Annotated in this window: 22 protein-coding genes and 2 tRNA genes; 12 read left to right on the forward strand and 12 right to left on the reverse strand. The window is 70.5% G+C overall.

The window, feature by feature from the left end:
* Window positions 1–108 precede the first annotated feature (108 nt).
* A complete protein-coding gene (locus tag CWN80_RS07365; protein ID WP_128277079.1) occupies window positions 109–747 on the reverse strand; it encodes a hypothetical protein in 639 nt (212 codons plus the stop codon).
* A 95-nt stretch (window positions 748–842) separates the two neighbouring features.
* On the opposite strand from CWN80_RS07365, the gene CWN80_RS07370 reads away from it, so the two are divergent.
* The 8 genes from CWN80_RS07370 to der all read left to right on the forward strand — a co-directional run bounded on the left by CWN80_RS07370 (window position 843) and on the right by der (window position 8,616).
* The gene (locus CWN80_RS07370; RefSeq protein ID WP_007927069.1) at window positions 843–1,772 is read left to right on the forward strand and encodes a site-specific tyrosine recombinase XerD; all 930 of its coding nucleotides are present in this window, start codon (window positions 843–845) and stop codon (window positions 1,770–1,772) included.
* 131 nt (window positions 1,773–1,903) lie between these two features.
* Complete coding sequence (locus tag CWN80_RS07375; RefSeq protein WP_128277164.1) at window positions 1,904–2,719, forward strand: ParA family protein; 816 nt, start codon at window positions 1,904–1,906, stop codon at window positions 2,717–2,719.
* A 5-nt stretch (window positions 2,720–2,724) separates the two neighbouring features.
* The gene (locus CWN80_RS07380) at window positions 2,725–3,654 is read left to right on the forward strand and encodes a segregation and condensation protein A (protein ID WP_007927073.1); all 930 of its coding nucleotides are present in this window, start codon (window positions 2,725–2,727) and stop codon (window positions 3,652–3,654) included.
* Complete coding sequence (gene scpB, locus CWN80_RS07385) at window positions 3,647–4,297, forward strand: SMC-Scp complex subunit ScpB (protein ID WP_007927074.1); 651 nt, start codon at window positions 3,647–3,649, stop codon at window positions 4,295–4,297. The genes CWN80_RS07380 and scpB overlap by 8 nt, the downstream gene beginning before the upstream one ends.
* Window positions 4,294–5,205: a pseudouridine synthase gene (locus tag CWN80_RS07390; protein ID WP_007927076.1), complete on the forward strand. Its 912-nt coding sequence runs from the start codon at window positions 4,294–4,296 to the stop codon at window positions 5,203–5,205. Before scpB ends, CWN80_RS07390 begins: the two co-directional genes overlap by 4 nt.
* Window positions 5,202–6,329: a prephenate dehydrogenase gene (locus CWN80_RS07395; RefSeq protein ID WP_083853695.1), complete on the forward strand. Its 1,128-nt coding sequence runs from the start codon at window positions 5,202–5,204 to the stop codon at window positions 6,327–6,329. Before CWN80_RS07390 ends, CWN80_RS07395 begins: the two co-directional genes overlap by 4 nt.
* A gap of 22 nt (window positions 6,330–6,351) precedes the next feature.
* Window positions 6,352–7,050: a (d)CMP kinase gene (gene cmk, locus CWN80_RS07400; protein WP_007927081.1), complete on the forward strand. Its 699-nt coding sequence runs from the start codon at window positions 6,352–6,354 to the stop codon at window positions 7,048–7,050.
* 42 nt (window positions 7,051–7,092) lie between these two features.
* Window positions 7,093–8,616: a ribosome biogenesis GTPase Der gene (der, locus tag CWN80_RS07405; RefSeq protein WP_040881157.1), complete on the forward strand. Its 1,524-nt coding sequence runs from the start codon at window positions 7,093–7,095 to the stop codon at window positions 8,614–8,616.
* A 30-nt stretch (window positions 8,617–8,646) separates the two neighbouring features.
* On the opposite strand, the gene CWN80_RS07410 is transcribed toward der, so the two are convergent.
* Genes CWN80_RS07410 through CWN80_RS07420 form a run of 3 tightly spaced genes read right to left on the reverse strand, consistent with a single transcriptional unit; the run spans window position 8,647 to window position 11,388 of the window.
* Window positions 8,647–10,245: a radical SAM protein gene (locus CWN80_RS07410; RefSeq protein ID WP_007927085.1), complete on the reverse strand. Its 1,599-nt coding sequence runs from the start codon at window positions 10,243–10,245 to the stop codon at window positions 8,647–8,649.
* On the reverse strand, window positions 10,242–10,625 hold the full coding sequence (locus tag CWN80_RS07415; protein WP_128277080.1) for a hypothetical protein: 384 nt from the start codon (window positions 10,623–10,625) through the stop codon (window positions 10,242–10,244). Before CWN80_RS07415 ends, CWN80_RS07410 begins: the two co-directional genes overlap by 4 nt.
* Window positions 10,600–11,388 (reverse strand): prolipoprotein diacylglyceryl transferase, encoded by a 789-nt coding sequence (locus CWN80_RS07420; protein ID WP_238148110.1) that lies wholly within the window; start codon window positions 11,386–11,388, stop codon window positions 10,600–10,602. Before CWN80_RS07420 ends, CWN80_RS07415 begins: the two co-directional genes overlap by 26 nt.
* Before the next feature lie 128 nt (window positions 11,389–11,516).
* On the opposite strand from CWN80_RS07420, the gene CWN80_RS15350 reads away from it, so the two are divergent.
* Together CWN80_RS15350 and CWN80_RS07425 are read left to right on the forward strand one after the other, a co-directional pair.
* Window positions 11,517–11,586, forward strand: a tRNA-Pro gene (locus CWN80_RS15350).
* An 11-nt stretch (window positions 11,587–11,597) separates the two neighbouring features.
* A tRNA-Pro gene (locus CWN80_RS07425) sits at window positions 11,598–11,671 on the forward strand.
* A gap of 56 nt (window positions 11,672–11,727) precedes the next feature.
* On the opposite strand, the gene CWN80_RS07430 is transcribed toward CWN80_RS07425, so the two are convergent.
* A complete protein-coding gene (locus tag CWN80_RS07430; protein WP_128277081.1) occupies window positions 11,728–12,906 on the reverse strand; it encodes a DDE-type integrase/transposase/recombinase in 1,179 nt (392 codons plus the stop codon).
* Window positions 12,907–13,358: 452 nt separating this feature from the next.
* Here CWN80_RS07430 and CWN80_RS07435 point away from each other — a divergent pair, with 452 nt between their 5' ends.
* Window positions 13,359–13,637 (forward strand): ArsR/SmtB family transcription factor, encoded by a 279-nt coding sequence (locus tag CWN80_RS07435; RefSeq protein WP_007927099.1) that lies wholly within the window; start codon window positions 13,359–13,361, stop codon window positions 13,635–13,637.
* Between the two features lie 3 nt (window positions 13,638–13,640).
* On the forward strand, window positions 13,641–14,033 hold the full coding sequence (locus CWN80_RS07440; RefSeq protein ID WP_007927100.1) for a VOC family protein: 393 nt from the start codon (window positions 13,641–13,643) through the stop codon (window positions 14,031–14,033).
* A gap of 73 nt (window positions 14,034–14,106) precedes the next feature.
* Here the strand turns inward: CWN80_RS07440 and CWN80_RS07445 are convergent, their stop codons facing one another.
* The 7 genes from CWN80_RS07445 to CWN80_RS07475 form a co-directional block, all read right to left on the reverse strand.
* A complete protein-coding gene (locus CWN80_RS07445; RefSeq protein ID WP_007927108.1) occupies window positions 14,107–15,258 on the reverse strand; it encodes a tyrosine-type recombinase/integrase in 1,152 nt (383 codons plus the stop codon).
* A 61-nt stretch (window positions 15,259–15,319) separates the two neighbouring features.
* Window positions 15,320–15,532: a helix-turn-helix transcriptional regulator gene (locus tag CWN80_RS07450; RefSeq protein WP_007927110.1), complete on the reverse strand. Its 213-nt coding sequence runs from the start codon at window positions 15,530–15,532 to the stop codon at window positions 15,320–15,322.
* Window positions 15,529–16,113, reverse strand: a complete 585-nt coding sequence (locus CWN80_RS07455; protein ID WP_007927118.1) for a hypothetical protein — start codon at window positions 16,111–16,113, stop codon at window positions 15,529–15,531. The genes CWN80_RS07450 and CWN80_RS07455 overlap by 4 nt, the downstream gene beginning before the upstream one ends.
* Window positions 16,114–16,200: 87 nt before the next feature.
* Window positions 16,201–17,979 (reverse strand): TraM recognition domain-containing protein, encoded by a 1,779-nt coding sequence (locus CWN80_RS07460; protein ID WP_128277082.1) that lies wholly within the window; start codon window positions 17,977–17,979, stop codon window positions 16,201–16,203.
* On the reverse strand, window positions 17,976–18,458 hold the full coding sequence (locus tag CWN80_RS07465; RefSeq protein WP_128277083.1) for a hypothetical protein: 483 nt from the start codon (window positions 18,456–18,458) through the stop codon (window positions 17,976–17,978). The genes CWN80_RS07460 and CWN80_RS07465 overlap by 4 nt, the downstream gene beginning before the upstream one ends.
* 111 nt (window positions 18,459–18,569) lie before the next feature.
* A complete protein-coding gene (locus tag CWN80_RS07470; protein ID WP_007927125.1) occupies window positions 18,570–19,016 on the reverse strand; it encodes a hypothetical protein in 447 nt (148 codons plus the stop codon).
* A 42-nt stretch (window positions 19,017–19,058) separates the two neighbouring features.
* Entirely contained in the window at window positions 19,059–19,436 is a 378-nt protein-coding gene (locus CWN80_RS07475) for a helix-turn-helix transcriptional regulator (RefSeq protein WP_128277084.1), read from the reverse strand.
* Window positions 19,437–19,453 lie beyond the last annotated feature (17 nt).

The raw sequence follows: 19,453 nt of genomic DNA on the forward strand, positions 1-19,453 counted from the left end.
TGGCGGGGGAGTCAGGGCAGCACCAGACGGACGTGAGGCCTGAGGAGGGCGCCTCCGTGGTGATCCCGGGTGTGGACAGAGCCCCACGTCGACCCCGTCGAGCTGACCTCAGGGTGCAGTGGCCGAGGGGGCGCCGCCCGTCCTCTGGGGGGGCCGGAGGCCGCAGTCCGAGAGCTCGAGGAGGGCGAGGTCGCGGATCACCTCCCGGTCGCCACGCCGCCACGCCCCGGCTGGGTCGGGGCTGATCCGGGAGAGTCGTTGCAGCGGCTGGTTGGACATTGCCCGCAGGGCGAAGAGGTCGAGGTCGTCGACGCTGTCGACGAGGGACTGCGCCGCCGTCGCCCGGCGGACGAAGCGCCACCGCGCCGCGAGCCAGAAGGCGCCGACGATGAGGATCGGCGTCAGCGCCGTCACCCAGCCGAGGGTCGTGGCGAGGCTCTCCACCGCGCTCACGAGGTCTCGGCCAGCCTCCTCGATCGTCGTCCCGGCCCCGGCGGCATCGCGGAAGGGGGTGGCCACCTTGTCGTCGAGCACCGGCAGGTCGTCGACGGTGTTGCCCGCCGTCGTCAGCTTGTCCCGAAACCCGGACCCGGCGGACTCGAGTCGGTGGCCCGGCTCGGCGAGCTCCAGGGTCGAGTTGTGCACCGCCCGGCCCACGCGTGCCCAGAGGAAGACCCAGGCGATCATGAGGAGGTCGGCGACGACCTGACCAAGACGTCGGGCCGGGAGATCCGCATACAGCTTCATGACCCCATTAGACTCCTCGCCGTGGTCGCGACCACCCGTGGGCACAATGGGGTGCCCACGGCACGACCCCGACCCGAGAGAGGCCGACACCGACGGTGAGCCGCCCGACCCCCCTCCAGCGGGCCGTGCGCACCTGGCTCACCCAGCTCGACGTCGAGCGCGGGGTCTCCGCCCACACGCTGAGCGCCTACGCGCGAGACGCCGGTCGCTATCTCGACCACCTTGCAGCGGCTGGTGTCACCGACCCGGGTGAGGTGACCGAGCAGCACGTCTCCGCCTTCCTCGCCGCACTGCGCACCGGCGACGCCGACCACCCGCCGCTCGCGGCCAGTTCCGCGGCCCGCACCCTCGTCGCCGTCCGCGGCCTGCACAAGTTCCTCGCGCTCGAGGGCCTCACCGACCACAACCCGGCCGAGGACGTGGCGCCGCCGTCACCCCCTTCGCGTCTGCCCAAGGCGATCCGACTCGACGAGGTGACCCGGCTCATCGACGCGGCCGGAGTCGGGGACGGCCCGGTGCCCCTGCGCGACCGGGCGCTCCTCGAGCTGCTCTACGGCACCGGAGCTCGCATCTCCGAGGTCGTGGGCCTGGACATCGACGACCTCGACCTCGAGGTGGGCGCTGCGCGCCTGCTCGGCAAGGGGGGCAAGGAGCGCATCGTCCCCATCGGCAGCTACGCCGTCGAGGCCGTCCAGGCCTGGCTGGTGCGCGGCCGCCCCGAGCTGGCGAGCGCCGGCCGCGCCGGCCCCGCCGTCTTCCTCAACCGCCGGGGCGCCCGGCTGTCCCGGCAGAGCGCGTGGGCCGTCATCACGACGGCGGCAGATCGGGCCGGGCTCTCCGGGCACGTCTCGCCACACACCCTGAGGCACTCCTTCGCCACCCACCTGCTGGAGGGCGGCGCCGACGTGCGCGTCGTGCAGGAGCTGCTCGGGCACGCCTCGGTGACGACGACGCAGATCTACACGATGGTCACCGTGCAGCAGCTGCGCGAGGTCTACGCGCAGGCCCACCCCCGAGCCCGCTGATAGGGTCATCGCTGATCAGCGAGAGGCTGACCGACCCACGACGATGGAGTGATCCGACTGTGGCATCAGAGGTGACGCCGCCGCTCGACCTCGAGCACGACCTGACCCAGTACGGTCCGACCGGCCGACCCATGCCCTCCTTCCCGGAGCCCGAGCCCCTGGCATCGCACGGCCCCGCCCGCATCATCGCGATGTGCAACCAGAAGGGCGGCGTCGGCAAGACGACGACCACCATCAACCTCGGCGCCGCTCTCGCGGAGGCCGGTCGACGGGTCCTGCTCGTCGACTTCGACCCGCAGGGCGCCCTCTCCGTGGGGCTGGGCGTGCCGACGCACACCCTCGACACGACGATCTACGACCTGCTCGTCTCCCGCGGCCACGAGATCACCGAGATCATCCAGCACACCTCCGTGCCGGGGCTCGACGTCGCCCCGGCCAACATCGACCTGTCCGCGGCCGAGGTCCAGCTCGTCGGCGAGGTCGCCCGAGAGCAGATCCTCGCCCGCGTGCTCCGGCCCGTCCTCGACGACTACGACGTCGTCCTCATCGACTGCCAGCCCTCTCTCGGCCTGCTGACCGTCAACGCCCTCACGGCCGCCCACGGCGTGATCATCCCGCTCGAGACCGAGTACTTCGCCATGCGAGGTGTCGCGCTGCTCGTCGAGACCATCGACAAGATCACCGATCGGCTCAACCCCGGCCTGACCGTCGACGGCATCCTCGCGACGATGTACGACGGCCGTACCCTGCACAGCCGCGAGGTCGTCGGGTCGGTCGTCGACCACTTCGGGGACAAGGTCTTCCACACCGTCATCTCCCGCACGGTGAAGTTCCCCGACGCCACGCTCGCGGCCGAGCCGATCACCACCTACGCCACCGGTCACTCGGGGGCCAACGCCTACCGGCAGCTGGCCCGCGAGCTGATCTCGCGCGGCGGCGCTCCCTGATACCCGTGGAGGCCCCACCGGCCACTACGGCCCCCGAGGCCACCGAGTCCCACGCGCCGGACCCCGACGTCGCCGTCCCCGGCGGTGTCATCACCAAGCGGGGTGCGGAGCAGGCCTTCACCGTCCATCTCGACAACTTCGAGGGGCCCTTCGACCTGCTCCTGGGGCTGATCAGCAAGCACCAGCTGGACATCACCGAGATCGCGTTGGCCAAGGTCACCGACGAGTTCATGGTGCACCTGCGCGCGCTTCAGGCTAGCGAGCCGTCATGGGACCTGGGTCAGACGAGCGAGTTCCTCCTCGTCGCGGCCACGCTGCTCGACATCAAGGCATCGCGCCTGCTGCCCAACACGGGTGATGGTGACGAGGAGGACCTCGAGCTCATCGAGGCCCGTGACCTGCTCTTCGCCCGCCTGCTGCAGTACCGCGCCTTCAAGGACGTGGCCGCGCGCTTCGGCGAGACGCTCGCGACGACCGGCCGGATGACGCCACGCCAAGCCGGTCTCGAGCCCCACCTCGCCTCGCTCCTCCCGGAGCTGGTCATCAGCGTGACGCCCGAGCAGCTGGCCATGGTCGCCGCCCGGGCGCTCACCCCCAAGGAGCCCGAGACCGTCGGCCTGACCCACCTGCACGCACCCGCCGTCAGCGTCCGCGAGCAGGCGGCCCTCGTCGTCGACCGGCTGCGGTCGGAGGGCACGCTCTCCTTCCGCACGCTCGTGCAGGACGCGGACTCGACGCTCGTCGTCGTGGCCCGCTTCCTCGCGCTGCTCGAGCTCTTCCGCGACAAGCAGGTCGCGCTCGACCAGCCCGAGGCCCTCGGCGACCTCGAGGTCAGCTGGACCGGTAGCCAGGAGGGCACCGTGGACGTCGGTGCCGAGTTCGACGAAGGGGAGGCACCGCCCCCTTCGTCCGAGGAGGAGATGCCCGATGAGTGAGCCGACACCCTCACCCTCCGCCGCGACCGCCCCACCGGCGGGCGTGCCGGAGGGGGACGACGTGCAGGTCGCCTTCGACGTCGGAGACCTGCCCGGCGGCGCCCGCGGCGCCATCGAGGCCGTGCTGATGATCGTCGAGGAGCCCGTCACCGACCACGCGCTGTCGTCGGCTCTCGAGCTGCCCGTCGAGGAGATCCGAGAGCACCTCGGCGCCCTCGAGGAGGCCTACGCCGACGGCCGGCACGGCTTCACCGTGCGCAACGTGGGGGGAGGATGGCGCTTCTACAGCCACCACGCCTACGCCCCGGTCGTCGAGCGCTTCGTCCTGGACGGTCAGCAGTCCCGCCTGACGACCGCCTCCCTCGAGACCCTCGCCGTCATCGCCTACCGGCAGCCGATCTCGCGGGCGCGCATCGGCGCGATCCGCGGGGTCAACGTCGACGGTGTCGTGCGCACCCTCCTCACCCGCGGCCTCATCGTCGAGGTCACCAAGGACGAGGAGTCCAATGCGACGCTCTACGGGACGACCCCGTACTTCCTCGAGCGGATGGGTCTGAACACGCTCGACGACCTCCCGCCGATCGCCCCCTACCTGCCCGATGCCGCAGTGCTCGACGAACTCGTGAATGAGGCCCGCCCATGACCCCGCCCCAGAACCGTCGCCCCGGAGGACCGCAGGGTGCACCCCGCGGCAAGGGACCCAAGAAGCCGCCCCGACCCGGCCGGCGCCCGCAGCCCGACCGCGGCACGAGCGGCCGCAGCCGGCAGGGACAGCCGCAGCTGGCCCCCGAGCCCCCGCAGGCACCCACGATCGACGTCCACGACCCCCAGGGCACCCGCCTGCAGAAGGTGCTCGCCGCGGCGGGCATCGGCTCCCGCCGCGCCTGCGAGCTGCTCATCAGCGAGGGGCGCGTCGAGGTCGACGGACAGGTCGTGCGTGAGCTCGGCGTGCGCGTCGACCCGCTGCGGCAGACCGTCCACGTCGACGGCGAGCGGGTGCACCTCGACGAGTCGCGCGTCTACCTCGCCTTCAACAAGCCCACCGGTGTGGTCACGACGATGTCCGACGAGCTGGGCCGGGTGAGCATCGGCGACTACGTCGCCGGGCGACCCGAGCGGCTCTTCCACGTCGGGCGGCTGGACGCCGACACCGAGGGCCTGCTCATCCTCACCAACGACGGCGACCTCGCGCACCGCCTCCAGCACCCCGCCCACGGCGTGCTCAAGACCTACATCGCGGAGATCCCCGGCCCCGTGCCCAAGGACCTCGGCAAGCGGCTGCGCGACGGGGTCGAGCTCGAGGACGGTCCGGTGCGGGTCGACTCCTTCAAGGTCGTCGACTCCCGGCCGGGCAAGGCGATCGTCGAGGTCATCCTCCACGAGGGGCGCAAGCACATCGTCCGCCGCATGCTCGACCACGTGGGCCACCCGGTCCTCTCGCTCGTGCGGACCCAGGTCGGCCCGATCACGCTCGGCACGACGAAGTCGGGCCGGTGGCGCAACCTCAGCCGGCAGGAGATCAGCGACCTGTACAAGGCTGCCGGGCTGTGACCACGGCCGACGAGGCGAAGGGGGCAGCCACAGCACTCCCTCCGGTGCACGTCATCGGCACCGGGCTCATCGGGACGAGCATCGGGCTCGCCCTGACCGCGGTCGGGGTCGACGTCAGCCTCGAGGACCAGTCGGAGACCTCGGCCGCCCTGGCCCGCGACCTCGGCGCCGGCCGGATCAGCGGGGAGGTGGCCCCGGGGGTCGTGGTCGTCGCCGCGCCACCCGACGTCTCCCCGCGGCTGGTGCTCCGTGCCCTCGAGCGCTGGCCCGACGCCGTGGTCACCGACGTCGCCTCGGTCAAGCAGGTGGTCCTCGCCGACGTCTCCCGTGCCGGCGTGCCCATCGACCGCTACGTCGGCAGCCACCCCATGGCCGGCCGCGAGCGCTCGGGGGCCATCAGCGCCCGCGGTGACCTCTTCACCGGGCGCGCCTGGGTGCTCTGCCCGCACCCGGGCAGCGACCCCGCCGCGACCGAGCTCGTCGCTGCGGTGGCCCGCGCGACGGGTGCCGCGGTCACGACGCTCAGCCCGGCCGAGCACGACGCTGCCGTGGCCGCGGTCTCCCACGTGCCCCAGGTGGCGGCGTCTCTCGTCGCCGCCCGCCTCGAGCACCTGAGTGACGAAGCCGTCGGCCTCGCCGGTCAGGGCGTGCGTGACGTCACGCGCATCGCGGCCAGCGACCCCGGGCTGTGGACCCAGATCCTCTCCGGCAATGCACTCGCGGTCGCCGACGTCCTGCGCTCCGTGCGGGACGACCTCGGTGAGCTCGTCGCCGCGCTCGAGGCCCTCGGCGCCGACGAGGACGACGTGGCCGATGCCCCGGGGGCGCGGGCCGTGCTGGCCCGCGCCATCGCCGACGGCAATGCCGGTCACGCCCGCATCCCCGGCAAGCACGGTGCGCCGCCCGCCACCTACGCCGTCGTCAGCGTGGTCGTCGACGACCGCCCCGGCGAGGTCGCCCGACTCCTCACCGACATCGGTGACGCGGGGGTCAACATGGAGGACCTGCGCCTCGACCACGGGCTGGGCCTGCCCTTCGGTCTGGCGGAGGTCTCCGTGCTCCCGGCCGCAGCCGGTCCGCTCACCGAGGCCCTCACGACGCGAGGGTGGCAGCTGCACTCCTGACGGGCGACTAGGCTGGGCCCTCGTGACCAGCCAGCCCGCCCCCTTCGTCATCGCCATCGACGGCCCCTCGGGCTCCGGCAAGTCCAGCGTCTCCCGTGCGGTCGCGACGCGGCTCGGTGCCGGCTACCTCGACACGGGCGCCATGTACCGGGCCCTCACGTGGTGGTGCCGGCACACCGAGGTCGACCTCGGTGACGCCGCGGCCATCACCGCAGCCGCCGTCGCTCTGCCGCTCGACATCGGTGACGACCCGCAGGCACCCAGCGTCACCGTCGACGGCACGGACGTCGCAGCGGACATCCGCACGAGCGAGATCTCCTCGCTGGTCTCGACCGTCGCCACGGTCCCGGACGTGCGCGTGGAGATGCAGCGTCGGCAGCGTGCGCTCATCGACGACATCGCCGCCCGGCACGGGGCCTGCGTCGCCGAAGGGCGGGACGTCACGACGGTCATCGCCCCGGACGCCGCCGTGCGGATCCTGCTCACCGCCAGTGAGGAGGCGCGCCTGCGCCGTCGCTCGCTCGAGGTTCACGGCGCCACCGACGAGGCCTCCATCGCGGCGACCCGCGACCAGGTCGTCCGTCGCGACCGTGACGACTCGACCGTCTCGCAGTTCACCGAGGCGGCCGACGGCGTGACCGTCGTCGACACCTCGGACCTCGACTTCGCAGGATCGATCGACGCGGTGATGTCGCTCGTCGATGCCGCGCGCGGTCGCTGACCCGCCCCGACCACCAGCCGCCACCGGCCGGTGGCTGCGACAATGGGCGACACCACCAACTCTCCAGGAGCACCGTTGAACACCACCCCTGAACCCACCGACCCCACCGGGACGGATGACGCGGCGCACGCCGAGGGCGTCGAGCGGGTGCTGCGTGCCGGGCTCGAGGACTTCGAGCTGACGGCCGAGGACCGGGCGATCATCGACGGCTTCCAGCCGGAGGCCGACGAGGTCGCGGCCGGACCGCTGCCGGTCGTCGCCATCGTCGGACGGCCCAATGTCGGCAAGTCGACCTTCGTCAACCGTGTGCTGCGCCGTCGTGAGGCCGTCGTCGAGGACACGCCCGGCGTGACCCGCGACCGGGTCGCCTACGACGCGGAGTGGTCGGGCCGCCGATTCACCCTGCTCGACACCGGTGGCTGGGAGATCGGCGCCCAGGGCATCCACCTGCGTGTCGCCGAGCAGGCCGAGGTCGCCATCGACATGGCCGACGTCGTCGTCTTCGTCGTCGACGCGGTCGTCGGTGCCACGGACGACGACGAGGCCGTCGTCAAGCTGCTGCGCGCGTCCGGCAAGCCGGTCGTGCTCGTCGCCAACAAGGTGGACGACCAGCGCTTCGAGCCGGACGCGGCCGCGCTGTGGAACCTCGGGCTCGGCGAGCCCCATCCGGTCTCCGCGCTGCACGGCCGGGGGAGCGGGGACGCGCTCGACGCCGTCCTCGACGTGCTGCCCGAGGTCTCCGCTCGTGGTGGCGCGGTGCCCGAAGGGGGTCCCCGCCGGGTCGCGCTCATCGGCCGCCCCAATGTCGGCAAGTCCAGCCTGCTCAACAAGCTCGCGGGCGAGGAGCGGGTCGTGGTGGACAACGTCGCCGGGACGACCCGCGACCCGGTCGACGAGCTCGTCGAGGTCGGTGGTCGGCAGTGGCGCTTCGTCGACACCGCCGGTATCCGTCGGCGGGTCCACCAGACCCGAGGCGCCGACTTCTACGCCTCGCTCCGCACGCAGGCCGCGCTCGAGAAGGCCGAGGTCGCCGTCGTGCTCATCGACACGCACGAGCCGATCACGGAGCAGGACCTGCGCATCATCAGCCAGGTCGTCGAGGCCGGTCGGGCGCTCGTCATCGGGTACAACAAGTGGGACCTGCTCGACGAGGAGCGACGCTTCTACCTCGAGCGCGAGATCGAGCGCGATCTCGTGCAGGTCACGTGGGCCCCGCGCGTGAACCTCTCGGCCCAGACCGGCCGCCACGTCGACCGGCTGACCCCCGCGCTCGACACGGCGCTGGAGTCGTGGGACCGCCGCGTGCCCACGTCGCGGCTCAACGCGGTGCTCGGCGAGATCGCCTCGTCGCACCCGCACCCGGTGCGCGGCGGCAAGCAGCCCCGCATCCTCTTCGCCACCCAGGCGTCCACCCGTCCGCCGCGCTTCGTCATCTTCGCTTCGGGCTTCATCGAGGCTGGCTACCGGCGCTTCCTCGAGCGGCGGCTGCGTGAGGAGTTCGGCTTCGAGGGCACGCCCATCGAGATCAGCGTGCGGGTGCGCGAGCGACGCGGCCGGCGCCGCTGAGGTGGTCGCGACGCCGCCTCGGCGGAGTCGTCAGACCGCACTGACCGGCAGCTGACGGCGGGCGCCCGCGCCGACCTTCTGCCGGGCCAGCGGCGCCCACGCCTGGACGGCGCAGAAGGGTGCGCACTGCTCTCCCTTCGTCCCCCGGGTGCCGACGTGGACACAGCACTGCGTCAGCCGCTCCTCGATCATCGTGTTGATGTCCATGAAGGGCTTGACGCTGATCCGCTTGACCCGCTCGCCCATGAGGCGACGCAGTCGCTCGTGCTGACCCGGCAGTCGTGACGTGACGAGCGTCGTCAGGGTCGACAGGCCGAGGTCGCAGGTCTGGCAGACGGCCTTCCACAGGTCGCCGACCTGCGGGTGGGAGAGAGAGGTCTGCTCGCTCAGCAGGCCGAGCACGGCGTCCTTGACGACCGCGCGCATCTGCTCGGGGATGGCCTGGTCGGTGATCCGGTTGGCGAAGCTCTCCGGCGCGAGGTCGAGCCACTGCTTGAGCTGGTCGTGCCCGACGATGGCGGTGAGCGATCGCCAGGTGTCGGAGTCGTCCCGCAGCAGATAGCCGACCGACGCGCAGTGCGGGTGACTGCACGGCAGTGCCGTGAGGTCGCGCCACGTCACGAGTCCCTCCGTCTGGGGCCCCATCCGGGCCAGGACACCGGTGTGCGTCAGCCGGTCGGTGGCGTCGATCGCACCGGATCGGCCGGAGCCGAAGATCGGCTGGATCGAGACCCCGCAGACGAAGGGGGTCTCCAGCGAGCGGGTGATGACGTGCCCGATCTCGTCGTCGTTGACCCCGAGCTCGGCGGTCATCGTCAGGGTGGTGAAGACCCCGGCCTCGCTCAGGCGGGAGATCGCACGGTCCTTGTGGGCCCGCAGATCGCCGCCACGGTGGTGCAGCGAGGCCTCGGCGCTCGATCCGTCGTACTGGAGGTAGATCTCGACGCGCTGCCGGTGCCGGCGCAGCAGCGCGACGAGGGCGTCGTCGCGGGCGACGGTCAGACCGTTGGTGTTGATGAGGATCCGCACCACGGGCCGCGCGACGAGCTCGTCGAGGAGCCGCTCGAGGTCGGGGTAGAGCGTGGGCTCACCACCGGAGAGCATGAGCACGTCGAGCCGGCCGTCCTCCCGGGCGAGGCGGGCGTCGACATTGGCCAGCACCTCCTCGACGCTCGCGACGCCGGTGAGCGCAGGAGCGGAGTCGGCGAAGCACGTCGGGCAACGCAGGTTGCAGTGCTCGGTGACGTCCTCGAGGAGGATGCACGTGTGCTGGGTCTGCATCTCGGGCAGGCCGTCGAGGTAGGCCGCCGGTACCGGGTCGAAGTTGCCGGAGAGGTCGGGGACGTGCGACTTGGTGGGGGCGGTCCACTCCTCGAGGTAGGACAGGATCTGCGGGTCCTCGTCGTAGAGGGTGCGCACGAGCCCGTGGTCGGGGCAGCCCCGCTCGAGCCAGATGCGCCCGTCGCGCTCGGCGAGCCAACCGCTGAGCCGGCGTACCTCGGTCAGGTCGGCGTCGAGCGACTCCTCGTGGCAGGTGGGGCAGAAGGCGTTGACGTAGCGATGGATCCGGTCGCCGCGCAGAGGACGACCCGGTCCGGCATCGGGCTGCGCGGCGGGGCGAGGCGTCACAGCAGGACCCCGCTCGAGTCGTTCTGGTACATCTGGGCGAAGCCGAAGACCAGGGCGGTGCAGACGCCGGCGCTCGAGATGAGCCACAGGCCGCCGGCCACCAGGCAGGCCACGCCCCAGCCGCGCAGGCGGTCCGGGATCATCAGCACGCAGCCAGCCAGGAGCAGGATCACCGGGGTGGCGATGACACCGAGGACCACCAGCCAGGCTCCGTCCCCGGCGGGCCCGGGCACGACGCTGCTGACACCCCAGGTGAGCAGCGCGATGACGACGGGTCCGAGGAGGCCGACGAGCGCGCCGATGCCGGCGCCCGCGCCCATGCCGAGCCCGGTGCGTGGGGGAGCGGGGTAGGGGCTACCCGATGGCGGGGGCTGGACCATGCTCGACTCCTTGGGGTTGACGGCGCACCGCGACGGCGCTGCGCCAGATGAGGAGGGGGAGGGTGGCCGCGAGGAAGAGCTGGGGCCGGGTCAGGCCCAGCCACGCCACCTCGTTGCCACGGACGGCCTCGACACCGAAGCGGAAGAGTGCGTACCCCGTGATGTAGAGGGTGAAGAGATCGGCCGCGTCGGCGAGCCTGTCCCGGCAGATCCAGATGGCGAGCAGAGCCAGCAGGTGGAAGGCGATCTCGTAGGCGAAGGACGGGTGGAGCCGGGTGCCGAGAGGGACACCCCAGGCTGCGGCGTCGGCGGTGGAGGTGACCGTGACCGCCCACGGCACGTCCGTGGCGGTCCCGGGTGGCTCGGTGAGCAGGCACCCCACGCGACCCACGGCCATGCCCGCAGCCACGGCGGGCGCGAAGAGGGCGCCCGTGCGCCACTGCATCCGCAGCAGCCGCTTGCCGACGAGCACCGCGACGTACGCGAAGGCGAGCCCGCCGAGGATGCTCCGGTTGCCGTAGAGCCAGTGCACCGCGAGCGGGTCGTTGGCGCTGGGCTGGAGGTGCTGGAGCCACGTGCCGAGGCGGGCGCCGACGGCGCCGAAGCCGACCGCGAGGGCGACGAGCGCCCAGATCCGCTCGTCGGACACCCCCCGGCGCCATTTCTCCAGGGCGAGGACTCCGCCGGCGGTCAGGACTCCGATACCGACCCACAGGTCGTGCGTCATGGACGGCGTCCACGACGTCGGGAGGCTCGGGTCCATGCCTCCTGATCCTGCCAGTTGACGTGGTGTGGTGGGCCGGAGCGAAGGGAGCGACCCGCCGGTGGACCCGATTCGGCCACGGCCGTGGGAGTGGGTTAAAGTGACGTTCGCTCCTGCGGGAGCGGCCACGGGCTGTGGCGCAGTTTGGTAGCGCACTTGACTGGGGGTCAAGGGGTTTACCCCTCCTGGTTGGCTCAAAAATTGAATAACGGGATGTGGCGCAGCTTGGTAGCGCACCTGACTGGGGGTCAGGGGGTCGCAGGTTCAAATCCTGTCATCCCGACGTATGTGATGTCTCAGGACATCGGCATAGCCGGACCTACGATTTTGTAGGTCCGGCTATTGCTTTTGTGGGCCGGGTTTTCGGCCGGTGGGTTGGTAGTCGCGGGTGGGGTCGAGGGTCAGCTCGCGCAGGAGTTCGCCGGTGGCGGCGTTGATGATGCGGATCTCGAGGTCTTGGACCAGGAGCAGGACGTAGGTTCCGGCGTAGGGTCGGCCGACTCCGATGTGGTGCAGTCGCCCGTGGTTTCGCAGGGTGACGACGCCAGATTTGTCGATCTTGTCGGTCCGGACGCGCTCGTGGGTACCGGTCGGGGCGCCGGGGGCGGCTTTGGGGCGGGCGGTGTACGCGGTGGCGGGGGTGGCGCGGTGCGGCAGGGATCGGTGGGGTCGCCGGTTGTTGTACTCGTCGCGGAAGTCGTCGATCAGGGTGTGCAGGGCCTGGACCGTGGCGGGTTGTTCGGGTTGGGCACGCAGCCACTTCTTCATCGTCTGCTGGAAGCGCTCGACCTTGCCGCACGTCGTGGGGTGCGCGGGTCGGGAGTTCTTCTGGGTCACGCCCAGGGCGGCCAGGTGGGTCTCGAGGGCGTTCTTGCCGCCGCGGCCGCCGGCCAGTCGGGTGGTGAAGACCATCCCGTTGTCGGTCAGCGTGCTTGCGGGGCAACCGTGCTCGTCGGTCGTGGCTTGGAATGCGGCCAGCACGATCGGGCCGGTGACCCGGGTGTGGGCGCTGATGTGCAGCGCGTAGCGGGAGTGGTCGTCGAGCCAGGTGAGGATCTCCACGTCGCGGCCGGTGGTCAGACGGTAGTGCGTGAAGTCGGACTGCCAGGTCTCGTTGGGTTGCTCGGCCTCGAAGCGGATGTAGGAGGATTTCGGGCGCTTCTTCGGCTCGGGCACCACGCGTCCTGCTCGAGTGAGGATGCGGTTGATCGTGGCCCGGGAGGTCGTGACGTCGTGGTGGTGACGCAGGTGCCAGCCGATGGTCTCGGCGCCGGCGTCCAGGCCTCGCGTGCTCAGCTGGTCACGTAGCTGCAGCACGAGGTCGACCGTGGCCTGCGGGGTGGCGGTGGTGAAGGTGTTGGGTCGACGGGAACGCGGCTCGAAGGCCTGCTCGCCCACGGCGCGGTAGCGGGCCATCAACTTGCTGATCCAGCCCTGAGAGACGCCATAAGTGCGGGCGACCTCGGACTGCGACTGACCGGCCAGGACCGCGGTGATCACAAGACGACGTTTCGACATGCCCCAGCATCAGGACCACATCCATCCCAATGTCGTGAGACACCCCTATTCCAATGTCCTGAGACACCCCTATTCCAATGTCCTGAGACACCCAATTCCGATGTCCTGAGCCAGCACACTGTCATCCCGACGTAAAAGCCCTGGTGAGAGCATGTTTCTCGCCGGGGCTTCGTCATGTCTTGGGAGGGTTTTTGTTGGTCCCCCTCTGGTCCCCCTGGACCCGCGCACGCTCGGGCTGCCTGTGGATAGATGGGCCCTCCGAGACCCCTTCCCTGTGGATAAGGGGACCAAAAGGGGACCAGAACGATTCCCGGCCTCATTCGCCCCCCTGCCCGGCTGTTATCGGATGGACGTGAGGACTCGGTAGTCCCCGCTTCTCTCGGACGCGGGCGAGAGCGGCTCGCGTGAACCGAGGCTTGATATGCAAGTAGCCACTTGCCTACTGTGGAGGCGTGGGAGACATCTACCAAGCACTCGCCGATCCGACCAGGCGCCTCATCCTCGATGAGCTCTCCGAGCGCGATGGGCAGAGCTTGTTCGAGTTGTGCGGCCGGCTGGCGATGCGGCATGGCATTGCGTCGTCCAGGCAGGCGATCTCCCAGCATCTGACCGTCTTGGAAGAAGCGGGACTTGTCAGCTCGCAACGTTCTGGGCGGACGAAACTCCTCTCCCTGCACACCGAGCCGCTGCGGGAGATCACCGAACGCTGGCTCACCGAACCGAAGGAATGACTCATGAGCATCCGAATCAACGTCACGAGCGTCTTCGTTGACGACCAGGCCAAGGCACTCGCCTTCTACACCGACAAGCTCGGCTTCGTCCCCAAGAACGACGTGCCACTGGGCGAGTTCCGCTGGCTGACCGTGGTCGGACCTGACGCACCCGACGGCCCCGAGCTGCTGCTGGAGCCCAATCAGCACCCTGCGGCCAACGCCTATACAGCCGCACTCGTCGCCGACGGCATCCCGGCAGCCTCCTTCGCCGTTGACGATGTGGCCGCGACCTATGCGCAGCTTGTTGCTGGCGGCGTCCGATTCACGCAAGAACCGACACCGATGGGGCCTGTCGTCACCGCCGTATTGGACGACACCTGCGGAAACCTCATCCAGCTCACAAGCCCGGCATAACACAGGCCACCGTCGTTCACGTCCAGCATTGCCGCCTGCATCGGTTTGCCCCGAGTCCAGCCCGATCGCGGAGCTAGATGCCGCGCTTGGGCGGCTGACTCTGGCGCGCATGGCGACGCTGCCCCGCGGCAGAGAGGAAGGCGTTGGCCTGCTCAGCGGCGGAGGCGAGGTGGCGGTCGTCGGGGTGCAGGTAGCCGCGGGTGGTCTCCAGCGAGGCGTGCCCGAGGATGTCTTGGAGGACGTGCAGAGGGATGCCGGCGTCGGCCATCCAGGTCGCCCCGGTGTGGCGCAGGCCGTGCCGGGTGAGGTCAGGCAGCCCGAGCTTCGCCACGACGCCGTCCCAGTTCGTGGCGTCGCGGACGGTCGCAGTGGTGAGGTAGCCGCCCTTCGGACCGACCAGCAACGAGTCCGCGGGCTCCTTGCCGTCGGTGAGGCGTTCGAGCACGGGCCGGAGCGGTTCGAGGATCGGCACGCGTCGCTCTTTGCGGCTCTTGGTCGGCTTCGTGACCAGGCCACCCTTGCCGGGGAACACCTGCCGGCGGATCACCACGAGGTTCTTGTCGAAGTCGACATCCCCGACCTGCAACCCAGACACCTCCGAGGACCGGGCCGCGAGCAGCGCGGCGAGCATCACGAAGTCGCTGTAGGACTGATGCACCTTCCCGCATGCGCGCGCGAGGCGGTTGAGGGTCTTCATGTCCGGGATCGCGTGCGCCCGCGGGGAGGCGTGTTCGGCGGACTGGCCGCGGAAGGCGTTGCGATTCAGGCTCCGCTTGGCACGGTTCTTCGCGGGGTTGATCTGGATCAGCCCGTCCCGCACGGCTTCATCGAGCACCCGCACGAGCGGGGCGATAGTGTTCTTGATAGTTGAGGCGCCGTGACGCTGTTCCCACTCATCAATGGTGCGGTCGATGATCCCCGCGGTGATTTGGGTGACCGGCAGATGCCCGAGCGCGGGCAGCACCCGCAGCTTCAGCCCGTACCCGTAGGTCTCGCCGGTGGAGGTCGGGTCCAGGCCCCGCGCCCACCGGTCGCCGATGGAGGTGACGAACTCCAGCAGCGTCATGGACACGTCCATGCCCTTGGTCGAGGAGTTGCGGAGCTGGTCGAAGAACGCGTGCGCGGCCGCTTCGTCCCGCACGATCTCCGAGCGGATCACCCGGCGCTTGGTGGTCGGGTCCGTCCACCGGGCGCGGGCGCGGATGCCGTAGGAGCGGCGCTCCATGTCCGTGGAGACCTTCACACCAATCGGCGGGACCGGCTTGGGCTCAGCGGTCGGCTGCGGCTCAGCTCTCCGGGGCATGGTCGTGTTCCAGCTCCGCCAGCCAGCGATCCACGGCGTCGAGCCGATACCGGGCGATCCCGCCCAGGCGCAGGAACGGCGGCCCCGTGCCCGCCGACCGCCACCGCGACAGGGTGGACTCCGAGACCTTCAAGTACGCCGCGACCTCGCGGCTGTGCATGAGCGGCGACACCACGAGCGTCCCTTCGTCGCTCATGACAGTTCTCCGGTGTCGGGGTCGAGGGTGCGGTAGAACGCTTCCTCGGCGTCGCGGCGAGCCTGGACGTCGGCCATGACGAACTCCACGAACTCGGCGTCGCGGTCGATGATCGGCAGGTCCTGGATCGGGTCGGCGGGTTCCTCACCGGGCCAGACGGTCTGCCTGGTGGGCCGGTCGTGGTCGAGCTTCGTGCCGGACGCAGCGACCCATTCGCGCAGCCGCTGGCGGGCGTCGGCGAAGTCGCGGTGCCAGCCCAGTGGCGCGGAGCCGTTCTGCTCGGGGTCGTAGGCGCACAGCCAGTGCAGGTGCAGCGCGGACAGCTCCCACAGCAGCTCAGAGTGGGCGTACCAGGCGGGCGGGATCACCGCGGCGGGCAGACCGTAGGTGTGCCGCAGCCAGTCCACCCACCGGTTCAGCTCCAGCCACTCGACCTCGGCATCGTCGGCGTTCAGCAGGTTCCAGTTGATCGGGTGCGGCGGCTCCGCGATCAGCGGGTCCTCGAAGCCCTCGTCGCCGTCCAGCTCCGGGCCGGGCAGGTCGCCCGTGGTGGCGTCATCGTCGCGGGGATCGTCGGACATGGTGTGCTCCTGTCTGCTCTCGCGGTCCCCGGTCATGCCGGGGCTTTCTATGGCAGGCAGGTGGGCGCGGAGGCGACTGGCGTGTGCTCAGGTGTCAGAGCGGCGCAGCAGGGCCTCTATCTGCGCACGATCGGCGGTGAGCTGGGTGGTGTCGGGGCGCTTTGGCCACGGGTGCAGGTCGGTGACGATCGGGGGCGCGGAGCGCAGCAGCACGATCCCGGTGCCGAACGGTAGCCGGCGGATGCGGTCGGGCGGGAAGATCGGCACCCGCCGGACGGAGCGCTGGTTGGAGCGGGTGCCGTGGTCACCCAGCGTCACGGAGTCGGTGTACTCGTCGCGTTCCCCGACCAGGGCGCTGAGGTCTTGCAGATCGCGACTGTTGGAAGCGCCGCCGAGGATGACCTTGACGATCGACGCGTCCCAGATCGCGCCGGCCTGGTGCTCGTTCCACTTGTCCCGCGCCTGCGCGAGGGACTGGAGCACCGGCATCGTCGTGATGCCCGACCCGCCGCCTTCGGCCATCAGCGTCGGCAGCGACGGCAGGGGCGAGAGGTTGGCGATCTCATCCAGCGCCAGCAGCATCGGCGGATCGAGCCGCGCACCGGGTGAGCGCGCGGCGAGACGGCGGGCAGTCTCGATGAGGTCTTCCACCAGCGCCGCGACCAGTGCGGCGCTGGCTCCCGCACCGGACCCGGTGGCCAGGAGAAACAGGGTGCCGCGGTTCTGGATGAAGTGCTCGGGGTCGAATCCTTCACCGGGGCCGGGTGAGACGGCGTCGAGCACTCGGGGGTCGGCGAGCGATCCGAGGGCGAGGGACACGCCTTGCCAGATGGAGTCGCGGGTGCGGGGGTCGGAGTCGATCATCGCTTCCAGCGACTCGGCCCATCCGGTCGCCGCGCGGGTCGAGCCGGTCAGGATCGCCACCGCGTCGGCGGCTGCGGTCGGGTCGAGGGTCCAGCGGAACAGCTCGGCCGGTGGGCGGTGGTCGATCGCGGCGGCGTGCAGGAGCGCTTGCAGTGCGGCGCGGGTCTTGCCCTCCCAGAACCCGCCGCCGTCGACGCCGCCGGATGAGAGGCCGGTTCCGGCGGCGAGCCCGGTGGCGCGGATCATCGCGGTCTGCGGGGACTCACAGCCCCGGATCGGTGACCACCGCATCCCCGCGGGCAAGCCTTCGGCGAGGTGTTGCGGGTCGAAGATCGCGACCGGCCCGACCCGGCTGCGGGCGCGCAGGGTCGCGGTCAGGTTGTCCGGCCGGGTCGAGGTCACCACGACGGCACCGGGGGCGTCGAGGATCGCGGGGATCACCAGGTGCAGGCCCTTCCCGGAGCGGGGCGGGCCGATGACCATGATCGAGTCCTCCACCGACGCCCACACCCCGGTGCCCTTAGAGGCGCCGAGCCGGTAGCCGACATCTTGCGGGCGTGGATTATCCAGCCCGGGGCGGAGGTTCCCGGCGCGACGCAGCAGCGCCTTCTCGGACGCGGCGGCAGCGACCTCATGCCTCGTGGCAATGCCCGCCATCCGGCGCGGGTCTTGCTCGACTCGGTGCGTGTGACGGCGCAGCCGCGACCAGACCCACACGCCGCCGGTGATGAGCACGGCGAGCAGGAGGCTCGTGACGAGCCAGTAGACGACCGGGCTCATGCCGGGCGCGTCCAGGGCGCCAGCGGGATCGCCCGGATCGAACAGCACACCGATCCCGGACGCAGGACCACCGGCGGGCTGGCTCGTGCCGGTGACGAATGCCGCGACGGACCCGGCGCCGCGGAGCACCAAGGCGATGCCGAACAGGCCGACCAGTCCGATCATGGCCGCGTTGGTCAGCTCATCACCGAACGAGCCGGTCTGCCGACCCTGACTGTTCATGGCAGCCGCCGGACGATCGTGGCGCCGGAGATACGGCCGACCAGCACCACCTCCACAACCCCGCCCGCAGCATCCGACCCGAGCCGGCCGGGGTCGATCAGGGCACGGGCCGTACCGGTACCGGACGCGTCGGTGTGCCCGGTGACGACGGCGACCGCGATGTCCTCGCCGGGAACGAACCCGTCGCCTTCAACGGTTTGGAATACCGGCCGCGAGGCTGGCTTCTCGGGGTCAGGCGTCGGGTCGGGTGCTCGGCGACGTTGAGCCGCGATGATGTCGGTGAAGGTCGTCCCGTCTGCCTCGCGGACCTCGACCCGCGCCGGTGTCGTCCGGTCATCCGTGGCACGGTCGATGATCTGCCCGAATGAGGAACGCCGCCACGGCGGCGCGAACGGCTCGGGGTCCAGCCGTATCCCGTCGACGGTGACGGCCACGGTGCCGTCCTCGCGCACGTCGAGCACGACGAACGGAATAGACACCGGGACCGGTTCGGGCTCGACTCTCCTCATAGCGGCGAGGTGAACCAGCGATACCTTCGTCCCGCCCAGACCGGCAGCCGCGAGATGCTGACGTTTCGGCCCGCGCGCGGCTTACTCGCTGGGCGGCGTCAGCTCGATGCCGCGTGATGTAGCGAGAGCTTGGAGTTTCTCGGCATCGTCAGTCTGCACACAGACGGTCGCGCGGAGGCCTGCTTCCTCGCTGCGAAGCAGGTAGTAGGCGGTGCTGTCTGTGAGCAACTCACCGGCGGCGTCGAAGAACTCCCACCGCACTCGTATCAGCACGAGTAGGCCGGTGAGGTGGTTCTGATCCAAGAGTTCGTATCCCACGGAGTGGAGGCCGAGCTTCTGGTAGAGCGGGTAGGACTGCTTCAAGCCCTGCACCATCGCCTCTCGCGATTCGAGGACCCCGGAGAACCGGTCGTCTGCGATCAGGCCTGGCGTCGTCCAGAGGTCGGCCGCGGACTCGGCGTCGAGGTCGGTCATGGTGGCGGCGTAGCGGGTGAGGTAGTCGTCGATCTGTTCGTGGCTGATGCTCATACTTCGACGATACGAGCTAATGCCGACAAGGCTGTGACGGTTTTACGCCACCGTCTCAGGCGAGAGTGCGGTGGTGAGCTTCTCGAAAACGCTTCGTGCGCTTGAGGAACTGTAGGGGCCGATGGCGACCAGTGCCGCCAGCAGGGCGGACACCTCGCCGGGCGTGAGGGAGACCTGGCACGCTTGTTCCCGAGCGGCGACTCGGTAACCGCCTCGTGAACCCCTGACGACTTCAACCGGAATGCCGGCTTGTCGGAGCCTGGCGATATCTCGCTCGATGGTCCGCGCGCTGATCCCAACCAGGTCGGCGAGCTGGTTCGCAGTGGTGAGCTTCGGATGCCGTGCGCGTAGTTGCTCGATGACGGCGTGCTGCCGCTCGACCAGGGGAAGGAGCTGGTGCAGGCGGATGGAGGGGTCCATACGACCAGACTCGCACC

The sequence above is a fragment of the Janibacter hoylei PVAS-1 genome, from assembly GCF_004025845.1.
GTDB classification, from domain to species: Bacteria; Actinomycetota; Actinomycetes; order Actinomycetales; family Dermatophilaceae; genus Janibacter; species Janibacter hoylei.

Coding starts and splice junctions, on each gene's coding strand:
- CWN80_RS07365 (WP_128277079.1), bottom strand. CDS start 747: ATGAAGCTGTATGCGGATCTCCCGGCCCGACGTCTTGGTCAGGTCGTC.
- CWN80_RS07375 (WP_128277164.1), top strand. CDS start 1,904: ATGCCCTCCTTCCCGGAGCCCGAGCCCCTGGCATCGCACGGCCCCGCC.
- scpB (WP_007927074.1), top strand. CDS start 3,647: ATGAGTGAGCCGACACCCTCACCCTCCGCCGCGACCGCCCCACCGGCG.
- CWN80_RS07390 (WP_007927076.1), top strand. CDS start 4,294: ATGACCCCGCCCCAGAACCGTCGCCCCGGAGGACCGCAGGGTGCACCC.
- der (WP_040881157.1), top strand. CDS start 7,093: ATGGGCGACACCACCAACTCTCCAGGAGCACCGTTGAACACCACCCCT.
- CWN80_RS07415 (WP_128277080.1), bottom strand. CDS start 10,625: ATGGTCCAGCCCCCGCCATCGGGTAGCCCCTACCCCGCTCCCCCACGC.
- CWN80_RS07420 (WP_238148110.1), bottom strand. CDS start 11,388: ATGGACCCGAGCCTCCCGACGTCGTGGACGCCGTCCATGACGCACGAC.
- CWN80_RS07430 (WP_128277081.1), bottom strand. CDS start 12,906: ATGTCGAAACGTCGTCTTGTGATCACCGCGGTCCTGGCCGGTCAGTCG.
- CWN80_RS07440 (WP_007927100.1), top strand. CDS start 13,641: ATGAGCATCCGAATCAACGTCACGAGCGTCTTCGTTGACGACCAGGCC.
- CWN80_RS07445 (WP_007927108.1), bottom strand. CDS start 15,258: ATGGAGCGCCGCTCCTACGGCATCCGCGCCCGCGCCCGGTGGACGGAC.
- CWN80_RS07450 (WP_007927110.1), bottom strand. CDS start 15,532: ATGAGCGACGAAGGGACGCTCGTGGTGTCGCCGCTCATGCACAGCCGC.
- CWN80_RS07455 (WP_007927118.1), bottom strand. CDS start 16,113: ATGTCCGACGATCCCCGCGACGATGACGCCACCACGGGCGACCTGCCC.
- CWN80_RS07460 (WP_128277082.1), bottom strand. CDS start 17,979: ATGAACAGTCAGGGTCGGCAGACCGGCTCGTTCGGTGATGAGCTGACC.
- CWN80_RS07470 (WP_007927125.1), bottom strand. CDS start 19,016: ATGAGCATCAGCCACGAACAGATCGACGACTACCTCACCCGCTACGCC.
- CWN80_RS07475 (WP_128277084.1), bottom strand. CDS start 19,436: ATGGACCCCTCCATCCGCCTGCACCAGCTCCTTCCCCTGGTCGAGCGG.